Below are 12,740 nucleotides of genomic sequence, written 5' to 3'. Positions count from 1 at the left end.
ACTAGGTCACGTTTTCTATTCTCCTAAAAAGAAAAAGGGCGACAAATGTCGCCCTTTACTAAATTTATGATGATTGGTCTTAGCCTTTTAGAAAATCTCCTATTTCGCCCAGTCCTTCCCCTTTATAATCCGATTTTTGAATGGCTTGCATTAATTGTATAATGTGTGCTGGGTTCATATTCTTGCCCAGTACACGTACCAGAGCAAATCCTTTGTCTTTACTATCTCCGTAAATGATTACCTCATCAATAGCATCCTCATCCCCCAAATATTTGATTACACCCTTACCGTATTTTGAATTGATTTTCATTAACTCAACAAAATCGTCACCCTTTAGAATTTCTCGAACCTTTTTCTTTTCAATCTCATACTCTGCTTCATTATCGGAATTCTTTTTAAAGGCTAATAGATTGAATTTGCGTAACGATTCTATAGCTTCCTTTTGTGTTGGGTTCAGATTTACCTCATCCATTTTAAGGATACTGGCAGGAACATCGATGGACAAAAAGTTCGGATTCTCCGAATTGTCCACGTAATACTCTTGCAGACTTGGCTGCGAAGCACACGAAGCCAGAAGTACTGCTCCGGCCACTAATATGCTTTTAATAATATGTTTCATCTCTTTACATTTTTTTGATTGATTCTGCACACTGAAAATCAGCTGACAATAATTAGTTGGAGGTTATAGTTTTTTGTTACAATTTCCAACCGATTATTGTCGACCGATATCCTAATTATTTGTTCTTCTCTGCTTCGTTAAGTTCTTCGGGCAGATTCATTTTTTTTGTCAATGAACTGATGTTGTTCAGGTCAATGTCACCTGTAAGGGATAAAATCACTGTTTCAAATCTTTGTCCATTGGCTTCAATATTCTTCATGCCGGTTACGAACATCAACAGTTCGCTCACGTGGTCCGCATCTCTGCCTTCTTTAATGTAAAACTTCACGTTGGCATCTTTATCCTTGATTCTCATCAACTCTTCCATTTTGGAAGACCTAAGGTAGTTGTCCACGGAAGATTTCATATCGTCACCAATACTCTTGCTTTCAGTAGTAAACACTTTCAAGCTTTTTAAGCTGTTAACAATATTGATAAACTCACGTGCTTCTGGATCATCTGTTTCTATATCCATTTTGGCCAATAGATTGAACATGCTCCTGTTCACGATCACAGTGGTTACATCATCAAGGTCTTCGAATTTATCAAAAACTGATTGTGAGAACCCTGCCAATGGCAATAATGCCAATACTACGATTAAAATATACTTTTTCATTTTGTTACGTTTTTTAATTGTTGTTGTAAATTTTTTGTTTTGCTGCTTCGAACTCGTTTAGGTAAGCCACTTTTTCTGTGCCTCGGTTAAAATTTTCCGCTAAGAGATCAAAAGCTTTTTTGGTTTCTTCGTAGGCATACTCCGCCTTTTCTTGTTCCAAACGCTTTGTTTCCTGGTACTGATTACCAAAATAAATGCCAAAGGTTAAAACTACTGCCGCTGCAACGGATAGCCACTTGTAATAGTTTACTCTAGGTTTTAATGGTACCTGCTTGGTGTACTTTTCTTCCTTGGCCATGGAAAAGTAGCTGAACATGGGTTTGTACTGTTTCAAGTGAGGTGCTACCTCATCCTGTGAAAAATACGCCCTAAGTGTTCTTTCTTCATCCACCGTGGTGGTGGCGTCGAAATACTTCTCCAATATTTTTTCTATGTTACCCAATTCCATAGTTATGTTTTTTTACTAGTTCTTCTCTTACTGTTTTTCTCGCCCTCGATAGTGCTACGCGCACTGCCGTCGGTTTCATGTCCAATAGTTCGCAGATTTCCTCGAACTCATATTGCTCCACATCGCGCAGTTGCAATATCATTTTTTGTTGTTCTGGCAGGTCTTCCATAATCCGTTCCATCCAACTTACACTGTCCTCGGCCTCCAATTGTTTCTGCAGGGAGGTGTTTTCGTCACTGTAATTACTATGAACCAGTTTAAGGTTTCCTGCTTGTTTGGACTTTAAACGGTCCAAGCAAAAGTTTTTGGTCATGGTCATGGCAAAAGCTTCTACATTCTTATACTTTCCCATGGACTCGTTCTTTGACCATAGCTTCAACAAAATTTCTTGAGTGGCATCTTCAGCCTCTTCCCGGGAAACCAACAGTCGCTTTGCGAGCCTGTATAGTTTGTCCTGAAAAGGCAAAACCACATTTAAGAATTCTGTTTGTTTCATTTGGTTGTCTTAGTTGTTTTTTGTGTCTTTCTTATCGACCTACACTATCACGACGATACATATCGAAATTTGTTACAAAAAATTTGTAATCTGCTTATATAAGCCTATTTTGCAGGGCAAATTTATATGTTAGCGCATACAATTTTACTCAAGCCAACCTACATCTCTGATAAATTTTGGAACAAAATTTGAGTAAATTCATTAAAAATTAAGCTATGAAAAAGTATTTCCTCCTTTTTTTGGGACTATCTCTTGCATTTTTATCCTGTAGTGATGATGATGGAATCAAAAACGTGCCTACCCCCGAACCGGAACCGAGTGCTAATGTGACTGCCCAAAATTTTATGTGGCAAGCCATGAACCTCTGGTATTTTTGGCAAGCAGATGTAGAAGATTTGGCAGATGACCGATTTGCTACGGATGCCGAATACACGGCTTTTTTAGAATCCTATCCCGACCCTGAAAGCTTCTTTTACGATACTTTATTATTTGGAGAAGACCGTTTTAGTTTTGCCAATGAAGATTATTCTGAGTTGGTAAACAGTCTTTCCGGAATATCCCAGAGTAATGGTTTGGAATTTGGATTGGGACTTATTGGTGACACCAATAATGTTTTTGGTTTTGTACAATATATTTGGCCAGATTCTGATGCTTCCACAAAAGATATCCAAAGAGGAGAATTCTTCACAAGGGTTGATGGAGTTCAAATTACCGTGGATAATTACGTTGCATTACTTTTTGGCGATAATAGTACCTACACTTTAGGTATGGCCACCGTTGAAAACGGCACTATTTCGGACAACAGCAAGGAAGTCTCACTAACCAAAATTGAAAATCAAGTAGAGGATCCCATTTTGGTTGCTAAAACATTGGATGTGAATGGCACCATAGTTGCCTACTTAATGTATAATCGTTTTTTGAGCAGTTTTAACGAAGATTTGAATGCTACTTTTGCAGAGTTTAAAGCAGCAGGTGCGACCGAACTTATTTTGGATATGCGCTATAATCCAGGAGGTTCTGTAAATACTTCTCGCCTTTTGGCCAGTATGATTTATGGCACCAATACAAATGAAGTTTACATTAGACAACGTTGGAACGCTAAAGTTCAGGCTCAATTAACCGACGATTTTCTAACCGACTACTTTGCAAATTCTACTGGAGCAAGTGCTGTTAACACTTTAAATTTAAACAGGGTTTTTGTTTTGGCCACAGATGATTCTGCATCTGCCAGTGAATTGGTCATGAACGGGCTTGCCCCATATATCGATGTTATCCATATCGGAGAGACCACTCGTGGCAAAAATGAATTTTCCATTACTCTAGTTGATGATAGCGAGAACTCTTATTTATATGCCAGTGATCGTGAAGGCAATATAAATTCACAAAACTCATGGGGACTACAACCGTTGGTTGGTAGAAACGAGAACGCGGATGGCTTCTTCGACTATACTGCTGGGTTGGTACCAGATATTGAATTAAGCGAGGATTTAACCAACCTTGGTGTTTTGGGTGATGTTAACGAACCGCTATTGGCCCGTGCGCTGCAAGAAATTTCAGGTGGTTCCGCAAAAATCGACTTTACAGTGAAAATGCCCGCTAAACATTTTACGAGCTCCCGACTACACACCCCTGTAAAGGATAACATGTATCTGGAAAAACCATTACAATTGAACAAATAAAAAAAAGCGGCCAATGGCCGCTTTTTTTTTAAAGGTTAAGGTTGAGACCAACCCTAAAGTTTCGCCCCCGGGTAGTGAACCCCAATAACTCCCTGTAATCTTCATTCAACAAGTTGTCCGCATTTACAAACACATTGAGTCTGTTCTTAATCAGTTCGTGTCTGACGGAAAAGTTCAGCAAGGAAAATGGTTCCAGAGCGATATCCGAATAGGTCACGAAATCCGTATCAAAACGTTCGCCGGTATAAGCATAGCTCAACGAAGCGTTTGTACTTTCACAAAACTGATACCACAAGGATACATTAGCTTTATGTTTTGGAATACGAATCGCATTATCCCCTTTTCTTTCCGTGAACGTATAATTGACATTCACACTAAGCTTGCTCCAAGGCAACCAAGTAGCTTCCACCTCTACCCCATTGGCATCGATTTCATCGGCCACATTAATGCTCATAAAATTGGCGTCATAACCAATGGCATTGGTCTCGTTTCTATCAAAATAGACCGTGCTGATTCGGAAAGTTTCGTCTAGTTTAAACTCCACTCCACCTTCAAGCGTTGTATTCTCTTCCGGTTCCAAATCAGGATTTCCGCCAAAAGCACCGAACAACTGCGTTAAATTAGGGGTGATATAAGATGTGGCATAAGATCCCATCAATTTTACATATCCATTTTCAGTATCAAAAATATACGATGGATTCACATTATACACAAAATGGTTTCCATATTCGGAATGATTGTTCAATCGGACACCGGCATTCAAGTTCAGACCAAAATCCGAAACATAGACTACATTGGCATAAGGGTCGACGATCGTAAAATCCACTTCATCAACGAATATTGCTTCATCCTTTATGTAGTTCACCCCCAAAATAGTATGGAATTGCTCCGCGAAAACATATTTGTTGTAAACATCCAATACCCAATTGCTTCCTTCCGTTGTGCTTTCACCGAAGGTGTCATTGGCCACGGACTCATAATCCGTGTAAGCCGCATTCAAATGTACAGAACCTTTGCCATAGCCCAACTCCGAGGAAAGACCAACGCGTTTTTGTTCGTTCTCCCCCAAATTGGGAGCTTCGGCCAAAGTGGCGTCATATTCATTTTTAAACTTGGTCTGATTCCCATAGATCCGAACCCCAAAATTTTCAGAGAACTGATAGCCCAGCTTTACATTGGTGCTAAAATGGGAAAAAATATCCTCTTCGTTCTCTGGGGTCACTGCAGCAGAAAGCCCACTTTTATATCTGTTGGAAAAATCAACCCCATAATTGAACTTGCCCAGCGTACCGTTGACATTGGCGGAATTTTGAATGCTCCCGAGGTTATAATTTTGATCATCCGCCGTTTGATTCGTTCCTACGCTCGTTTCAAAATTTCCTGCAATCTTCTGTTTTGAAGCTTTTTTCGTGGTGATGTTGATTACGGCCGTAACCGCATTGGTACCATAAAGTGTACTGGCAGCTCCTTTAATGATCTCAATCGACTCGATAGTGTTTGGAGAAAGCAAACGAAGATCATACTCCGCCGAAAATGTGGATGGATCCGACACGCGAACACCATCAATAATGATCAAGACCTGACGCCCACGACCACCTCTGGCGTAAACACCTAGGACATCACCGTCCCGGCCACGACTACCAGCAATTTCAATACCACTTTTGGTATTGATGATTTCCGCAACCGTCCTGCCTTGGTTGCGTTGCATTTCCTCAGCAGTGATTTTGATCACTGTTTTTCCTGAGTTTTCTCTTTTTAATTCAAATTTTGAATCGCTTACAACAACCTCGTCCAGTTGTTGCACCTTAAGTGAATCTTGCTGTACATTTTGCGCAAAAATCCCCTTCCCCGCCAAAAGGGCGGTAATTAACCATAAATGATTTTTTTTCATTTCGTTTAATTGAATAAACGGGAGAATAGTATGATGTTCATACGTAAACTTTTATCCCGAAAGTTTAACATTGATTGTTTGAATCTGGCAGGTCTCCTGGCTTGTGTTTTGTCTCCTACCTTCCCACCTGTTATTGGGCAGTGGCTTTGAAGAAGAGACAATCACCTACTACGTACTGATGCTCAAAAAACATCAGTGCCGATTCGGCACATACTTACAGTTGCGGGAACAGCTCCGGTTTTGCACCGGATTCCCTTTTAATCCCACGGAAACTCCGTGCGAACCAAAATTCGAGGTCAAAGCTAATCAATCTGTTTAATCTTTTTCCGCAAAACTTAAATAATCTTACTTTTGACCCATGGCAAAAAAACAACGGTCGATTCTACTCCTAGGTGGCTTTTTTGTGATGTTGATGGGTTGCAAGCAAGCAAAAAAACCACAACCCGTTCAAAATCAAGAAACAATAGCAACCGTTACGTATGCAACAGGTTTCACGATAAAAAAAGAAGCCGATTTCACCGTGATAGAAGTCACCGCAGCTTGGCCTGGGGCAGATAACTTTAAATATGCTTTGGTTCCGAAGGATAAATTACCTGCAATGACTTTTCCGAGAGATGCCTACGATGCCATTATCGGCACCCCAGTAGAAAAAGTAGTGCTTACCTCTACCACCCATATTGAGCCCTTAAAACAACTTGGGGAACTCAAGTCCGTTGTCGGCTTTCCCAACACCGACTACATTTCCTCGCCAGAAGCCAGAAAACTCGTGAACAGCGGACAAATCCAAGATTTGGGGATGAATGACGTCCTCAATACGGAAATGGTCCTCGAGATGAATCCAGAACTCATCATCGGATTCAGTATAAACGAAGAAAACAAGGCTTACGATATTATAAAAAAGGCGGGCATACCTGTGGTGTACAATGGGGATTGGGTGGAACATACACCTTTAGGAAAAGCGGAATGGATTAAATTCTTTGCTCCTTTCTATCAAAAAGAAGCATTGGGCGACAGCATTTTTACAGAGGTTGAAACATCTTATAAACAAGCTAAAGCATTGGCACAAAAAGCAAAGTCCAAACCGACCGTGCTAACTGGCGGACTCTATAAGGATGTGTGGTACGTAGCTGGTGGAAATAGTTGGATGGCGCAGTTTATGAAAGACGCCAACGCCGATTACTTATGGTCCAACACGGAAGAAACGGGAAGCATTGGTCTTAGTTTGGAATCGGTTTTGGAAAAAGCACAAGATGCTGAATTTTGGTTCAATCCCTCCGCAGCTTCCTCGTATTCCGAATTGACCGAAGCCAATCCCTATTATCTACAATTTGAGGCTTTTAAAAATAAAAAAGTATACTCCAATGCTATTGAAAAGGGAGAAACCGGCGGGCTTATTTTCTACGAATTGGCACCACACCGACCGGATATCGTTTTAAGGGATTTCATCAAAATATTGCATCCAGAGCTATTACCGGAACATCAATTGCAATTCATCAAACCATTACAATAAATGCAGGGAGCAAAAACATATCGCATTTCCTTTGTGCTTTTGGTACTGGCGTTGTTATGCGCTTGGCTCCTGAACATTAGCTCGGGTTCCGTTTCCATCCCCTTTGCCGATGTGTTGTCCACTTTGTTTGGCGAAACCCCTGAAATTACATCTTGGAAATACATTATCTGGGAGTATCGATTTCCAAAAGCATTTACCTCTATTTTGGTGGGCGCAGGACTGTCCTTGAGCGGACTTTTGATGCAAACTTTGTTTCGAAACCCATTGGCAGGGCCGTTTGTGCTTGGAATCAGTTCCGGCGCTAGTTTGGGCGCCGCCTTACTTTTGATGGGTGCTTCGTTGTTGACAGGATACACCTCATTCGCTTTTTTGGGCGATGTTTCCTTGGCCATTGCCGCCAGTATTGGTAGTTTTTTGGTACTCTTGATTGTTATGATTGTCGCCCAGCGCGTAAAGGATACGATGGCTTTATTGATCATCGGCTTGATGTTCGGCAGCATCACCTCTGCTATTGTTAGCGTACTGGCTTATTTTTCACGTGCCGAAAACCTGCAACGCTTCATTTTTTGGTCGTTTGGAAGTGTGGGAAATCTATCCACAAACCAACTGATTTTATTAGGGGGCATTGTTGCATTGGGTGTTTTATTGAGCGTTCTTTCCGTAAAATCATTGAACGCCTTTCTTTTGGGAGAAAACTACGCACAAAGTCTGGGAGTCTCCTTGCAAAAATCTCGTTTGACCATCATTGTTGCCACAGGATTATTGGCAGGTGGCATTACCGCATTCGCTGGACCCATCGCTTTTGTTGGATTGGCCGTTCCCCACCTTACCCGTCAAATTTTTGATACGATGGAACACAAAGTATTGATTCCTGCCGTAATGCTTTACGGAGCCATTTTGATGCTACTTTGCGATACTTTGGCCCAATTGCCCAATTCTGCCAGTGTGTTACCGATAAACGCTATCACCTCGCTTGTAGGAGCTCCTGTGGTAATATGGCTGTTGGTTCGTAAACGTAAAATGATATTCTAATGGCAAAATTTGGTAAAAACATATTGTCCATTAAAGATTTGACCATTGGGTACAATTCAAAAATAGTTGCGGAGCATATCGATTTTGAATTGGAAACTGGAATGTTATGCGGAGTTGTGGGCATCAATGGTATCGGGAAATCGACTTTGCTGCGCACTCTGGGCGGTTTTCAACCCAAATTATCCGGAAACATCCTATTGAAAGAACACAACATAGAAAAATACACATCGACCAATCTATCCAAAGAGCTTAGCGTAGTATTGACGGAGCAACCTGCTTCCAAAAACCTGACCGTTCAAGAGTTGATTGCCTTGGGCAGACAACCCTACACTAACTGGTTGGGCACTTTGACGAAAGAAGACAGGCTACAGATTGAAGTTAGTTTGGATGCCTTCTTATTGAAAGAACTCCGACACAGAAAATGCCATGAGCTCAGCGACGGACAATTACAAAGGGTGCTCGTGGCGAGGGCAATGGCTCAGGATACTTCTTTGATTCTCTTGGATGAACCAACCACACATTTAGATTTGTATCATAAAGTGCAGATTTTAAAAATGCTTCAGGAATTGGCGCACGACAAACAAAAAACCATTTTGTTCACTACGCACGAAATTGATTTGGCCATTCAGTTATGTGACCGCATATTGATTTTGGATGGAAAGGAACATCCCTTCGGAGATCCTTGTGAATTGATTGTGCAAAAACATTTTGACCGTTTGTTTCCCTCCGAAATGGTGCAGTTTGATGCCAAAACAGGTTCGTTTAAGGTTTCAAAATAAAAATTGACACAATTCTGAAGGCATACAGTGTGAAGTTTTAATTTAAATTTCAAATATTCAACCATTTACTAAAGGCTAATCAAATTTCAATAATCACACTTAACACATCTATCAGCCGTAAACCCAGCTTTTATTGCTGCCGCTATACATTCTTCTTTTGTATTATAACATGGATAAGGAGTCTCTATATAATCGATTGTCCAAGGTGCGGAAGATGGACATCTTCTAGGACAAATGTAAAAATCCAAATCATCACCGCCACTGCAAGTCCCTAGAAAGAAAGTGAAAACAAAAAGCAAAATTAGAGTGATACGAATATTTCTCATGACCAATCAAAATTTCATGTTGTTATGTTTATAAACCATAACATTACTCCAATTTATACTTTCTCAATAAGACGCAAAATGATTCTAATCACTACTGATTTTATCAGTTATGCAGTGCTTCACAAAAAAACTGTCTAATGTTCAAATACAGACCTTCTCACATATCAACATAGAAATCGAACTACGTAGTGTAATCCAAATATTAATATTCTTCTTGTGGATTTCTGCTTTCACAGAAATGACATTTTTATCCTAGTAATCCGTTATCTTTATCCTTCAGAAACTTTTTCATGAGTACAGAACTTATCTATGTAATTATTGGTATCATCGCATCGGCAATTGGGCTTTTTGTGGGGATGTACATTCAAAAACTAAAGATCAAATCCACTGAGAGTGTTTGGCAGGACAGGGAAATCAAGTCCAAGGAAGTTGAATCCTCTTTAAAAGAAGAATTGAAGGAAATTCAGTCAAAGAAATCAGCCCTTGAAATTGCTTTGGCCAGAGAAGAATCCAAATCGGACAATCTGGAGGAAAAACTGCTTGAACAAAAACAAGAACTCGAAAAACTGCAGGAAAAATTTACCAAGGAATTTGAGAACTTGGCCAATAAGATTCTGGACGAAAAAAGTGAAAAGTTCACCAAAAGTAACAAAGAGAATATTGAAAACATCCTAACGCCACTCAACAAAAAAATAAAAGAGTTCGAGGAAAAGGTAGAAAAATCCCAAAAGGAGAACATCAGCATTCACTCTTCCCTCAAAGAGCAATTGCTCACTTTACAGACCCAAAACCTCAAAATAACCCAAGAGGCCGAAAACTTGACCAAAGCCCTGAAAGGCGATAGCAAAATGCAAGGAAATTGGGGAGAATTGGTATTGGAACGGGTTCTGGAAAAATCTGGTTTAGAGAAAGATAGGGAATACAGTGTACAACAAAGCTTTAAACGCGAAGATGGTACTAGGGTACTGCCCGATGTGATCATCCACCTGCCCGACGGCAAAAAAATGGTGGTGGATTCCAAGGTTTCCCTCACGGATTATGAGCGTTACACCAATGCCGAAGAAGAGGATAGACCCAAGTTTCTAAAGGACCATATCAACTCCTTACGAAGACATGTGGAGCAGCTTTCCTCCAAAAAATATGAGGACCTTTACGAAATGGAAAGCCCCGATTTTGTATTGATGTTTGTACCGATTGAACCCGCTTTTGCTGTCGCCATAAATGAAGATGTATCACTTTATAACAAAGCTTTTGAGCAAAACATTGTAATTGTTACGCCTTCGACCTTGTTGGCTACCTTACGCACCATAGATTCGATGTGGAGCAATGAAAAACAGCAAAGAAACGCTATGGAAATTGCGCGACAGGCAGGCGCCCTCTACGATAAATTTGTAGGTTTTATGCAAGATTTGACCCAAGTAGGGAAAAAGATGGACGATGCCAAGGGCGAGTACAAAAATGCTATGAACAAATTGTTCGATGGCAAAGGCAACATTATAGGCCGTATTGAAAAATTGAGAACCATGGGAGCCAAAGCGAAAAAATCGCTTCCCGAACCCATTTTAAAACGTGCCGACGAAGACGATTTTGAAGAACTAAACCAATAACACTGAACATGAAAAAATTCCTACTGATTTTTATCACAGCCATCATAGTTGGCGTTGTGGGCTATTTTTCTTTTATCTATTACGTGCCCTATAGTGAAGGTTATCGTTCGGGGGAACTTATTAAATTCAGTAGAAAGGGAGTATTGGTGAAAACTTGGGAAGGGCAAATAAGTCAAGGGCTTTCCGGCACCAATGTCTTTTCATTTTCTGTGGAAGACAATGAAAAGGAAATCATTGAAAAAATGAAAGAGTATCAAGGCCAGTACATTAAAGTTACGTACAAAGAGCGCTACGCTACCTTTTTCTGGTTGGGCGATACCAAATATTTTATCACAGAAGTAAATTCCGAAAAATCACCGATTTTTAGAAACTAGCATGAAAAAATTCAAATCATCCAGAACAAGCAGGGTTTCCATCACCGAACTTATGCTCCCCTCGCATTCCAATTTTGGTGGCAAGGTACATGGGGGGCATATTCTCAACCTTATGGATCAAATAGCCTTCGCATGTGCTTCCAAACACTCTCAAAGTTATTGTGTGACGGCTTCGGTAAACCGCGTGGACTTTTTGAATCCCATTGAAGTGGGAGAGCTTGCAACACTTAAGGCTTCCATTAATTATACTGGAAAAACCTCCATGGTGGTTGGGGTTCGTGTTGAATCCGAAAATATAACTACAGGAGAAGTAAAACATTGTAATTCCTCCTATTTTACGATGGTTGCAAAGGGTGATGACGGTAAAAACAAACCCGTACCTGGCCTTATTTTAAAGACCAAACAAGACATTCGTCGTTTTGCACGTAGTAAGGAACGTAAGCAATCCGCTTTTAAGAGAGATAGCAAGTACGAATCCAACAATTTTAAAGTGAATGAATATTTGGAATTTTTAGAAGGTGAAAATGTTAAGATGGATTTTGATTAAGCTTTGAAGCTGCTGCCTCATCCAAAAACCAAACTAAATTTCCTGATGTTGGATTGACCAAGGATGCTGGATAAGCTTCGGAACCTTCAGTTTTCTCTACCACTGCTTCTACTTTTTCAGCTTTAGATTCACCCGTGACCAAAAAAGCAACTTCTTTGGCCGTATTAATGACCTTTCCGTTAATGGAAACTCGTTTCTGACCAGAATCAGGATGGGTGGCCACTACACAATGATCTTCTGAATTCCATAACTCAATTTCGTATGGAAAAATGGAAGCAGTGTGTCCATCGTCGCCCATGCCCAAAATTACCAAGTCAAACTGGGGAATGCCTTCTTCTACCCTATCCAAATCTATTTCCAACAGATTGGCATAGCGCATGGCTTCATTAACAGGATTTTTTTCACCCAATATGCGATTAATGTTTTCTTTCGGCACCTCAATTTTGGAAAACAAGTGTTCCACTGTCATTTTATAATTACTATCATCATCCGTTGGAGGCACACAACGTTCGTCTCCCCAATAAAAATGAACCTTACTCCAGTCTACTTTGTCCGAAAATTTTTCAGCCAAAACATCAAACACAATTTTTGGTGTACTTCCTCCCGACAAAGCGACGTGGAAAACATCTTTATCTTTTAATTGATCTACAAAATAGCTGGAAAACTGCTTAGCCACCTCTTGTTTATCCTTATATATTTTTAGGTCCATCCTTAAATTGTATTCTTTTTCTTTATTTCCAACTCCTAACTCCTAACTCCTAACTCCTAACTCCTAAC

13 protein-coding genes and 1 riboswitch are annotated in these 12,740 nt (G+C 40.2%); of the genes, 7 read left to right on the top strand and 6 right to left on the bottom strand.

The genetic code is table 11. The features are described 5' to 3' along the window. Positions 1 to 79: 79 nt before the first annotated feature. From ACQQ5U_RS01165 to ACQQ5U_RS01150, 4 genes are all read right to left on the bottom strand, one after another. Positions 80 to 619 (bottom strand): DUF4252 domain-containing protein, encoded by a 540-nt coding sequence (locus tag ACQQ5U_RS01165; protein ID WP_437395090.1) that lies wholly within the window; start codon positions 617 to 619, stop codon positions 80 to 82. A gap of 115 nt (positions 620 to 734) precedes the next feature. Beyond that, on the bottom strand, positions 735 to 1,274 hold the full coding sequence (locus tag ACQQ5U_RS01160) for a DUF4252 domain-containing protein (protein ID WP_437395089.1): 540 nt from the start codon (positions 1,272 to 1,274) through the stop codon (positions 735 to 737). A 13-nt stretch (positions 1,275 to 1,287) separates the two neighbouring features. After that, complete coding sequence (locus tag ACQQ5U_RS01155) at positions 1,288 to 1,722, bottom strand: hypothetical protein (protein ID WP_437395088.1); 435 nt, start codon at positions 1,720 to 1,722, stop codon at positions 1,288 to 1,290. Then, positions 1,709 to 2,218 (bottom strand): RNA polymerase sigma factor, encoded by a 510-nt coding sequence (locus ACQQ5U_RS01150; protein WP_437395087.1) that lies wholly within the window; start codon positions 2,216 to 2,218, stop codon positions 1,709 to 1,711. The genes ACQQ5U_RS01155 and ACQQ5U_RS01150 overlap by 14 nt, the downstream gene beginning before the upstream one ends. Before the next feature lie 215 nt (positions 2,219 to 2,433). Between ACQQ5U_RS01150 and ACQQ5U_RS01145 the strand changes: the two genes are divergently transcribed. Next, positions 2,434 to 3,897, top strand: coding sequence for a S41 family peptidase (locus tag ACQQ5U_RS01145; RefSeq protein WP_437395086.1), 1,464 nt, complete (start codon positions 2,434 to 2,436; stop codon positions 3,895 to 3,897). Positions 3,898 to 3,925: 28 nt separating this feature from the next. Here the strand turns inward: ACQQ5U_RS01145 and ACQQ5U_RS01140 are convergent, their stop codons facing one another. Next, positions 3,926 to 5,788 carry a TonB-dependent receptor plug domain-containing protein gene (locus ACQQ5U_RS01140; RefSeq protein ID WP_437395085.1) on the bottom strand — a complete coding sequence of 621 codons (1,863 nt, stop codon included), beginning with the start codon at positions 5,786 to 5,788 and terminating at the stop codon, positions 3,926 to 3,928. A gap of 69 nt (positions 5,789 to 5,857) precedes the next feature. Then, positions 5,858 to 6,091: riboswitch (cobalamin riboswitch) on the bottom strand. A 55-nt stretch (positions 6,092 to 6,146) separates the two neighbouring features. Here ACQQ5U_RS01140 and ACQQ5U_RS01135 point away from each other — a divergent pair. From ACQQ5U_RS01135 to ACQQ5U_RS01110, 6 genes are all read left to right on the top strand, one after another. Further along, positions 6,147 to 7,298, top strand: coding sequence for an ABC transporter substrate-binding protein (locus ACQQ5U_RS01135; RefSeq protein WP_437395084.1), 1,152 nt, complete (start codon positions 6,147 to 6,149; stop codon positions 7,296 to 7,298). Then, positions 7,299 to 8,330: a FecCD family ABC transporter permease gene (locus tag ACQQ5U_RS01130; RefSeq protein WP_437395083.1), complete on the top strand. Its 1,032-nt coding sequence runs from the start codon at positions 7,299 to 7,301 to the stop codon at positions 8,328 to 8,330. Then, complete coding sequence (locus ACQQ5U_RS01125; RefSeq protein ID WP_437395082.1) at positions 8,330 to 9,109, top strand: ABC transporter ATP-binding protein; 780 nt, start codon at positions 8,330 to 8,332, stop codon at positions 9,107 to 9,109. The genes ACQQ5U_RS01130 and ACQQ5U_RS01125 overlap by 1 nt, the downstream gene beginning before the upstream one ends. A gap of 616 nt (positions 9,110 to 9,725) precedes the next feature. Then, positions 9,726 to 11,042 (top strand): DNA recombination protein RmuC, encoded by a 1,317-nt coding sequence (rmuC, locus tag ACQQ5U_RS01120; protein ID WP_437395081.1) that lies wholly within the window; start codon positions 9,726 to 9,728, stop codon positions 11,040 to 11,042. A gap of 8 nt (positions 11,043 to 11,050) precedes the next feature. After that, complete coding sequence (locus tag ACQQ5U_RS01115; protein ID WP_437395080.1) at positions 11,051 to 11,416, top strand: 6-phosphogluconate dehydrogenase; 366 nt, start codon at positions 11,051 to 11,053, stop codon at positions 11,414 to 11,416. Position 11,417: 1 nt separating this feature from the next. Continuing rightward, on the top strand, positions 11,418 to 11,963 hold the full coding sequence (locus ACQQ5U_RS01110; RefSeq protein ID WP_437395079.1) for an acyl-CoA thioesterase: 546 nt from the start codon (positions 11,418 to 11,420) through the stop codon (positions 11,961 to 11,963). On the opposite strand, the gene pgl is transcribed toward ACQQ5U_RS01110, so the two are convergent. Then, complete coding sequence (gene pgl / locus ACQQ5U_RS01105) at positions 11,944 to 12,672, bottom strand: 6-phosphogluconolactonase (RefSeq protein ID WP_437395078.1); 729 nt, start codon at positions 12,670 to 12,672, stop codon at positions 11,944 to 11,946. The genes ACQQ5U_RS01110 and pgl overlap by 20 nt on opposite strands. Between the last annotated feature and the right edge of the window lie 68 nt (positions 12,673 to 12,740).

The sequence above is a fragment of the Flagellimonas lutimaris genome (genome assembly GCF_051494225.1).
Classification (GTDB): domain Bacteria; phylum Bacteroidota; class Bacteroidia; order Flavobacteriales; family Flavobacteriaceae; genus Flagellimonas; species Flagellimonas lutimaris_A.
This window is presented reverse-complemented; position numbering and strand designations above follow the sequence as displayed.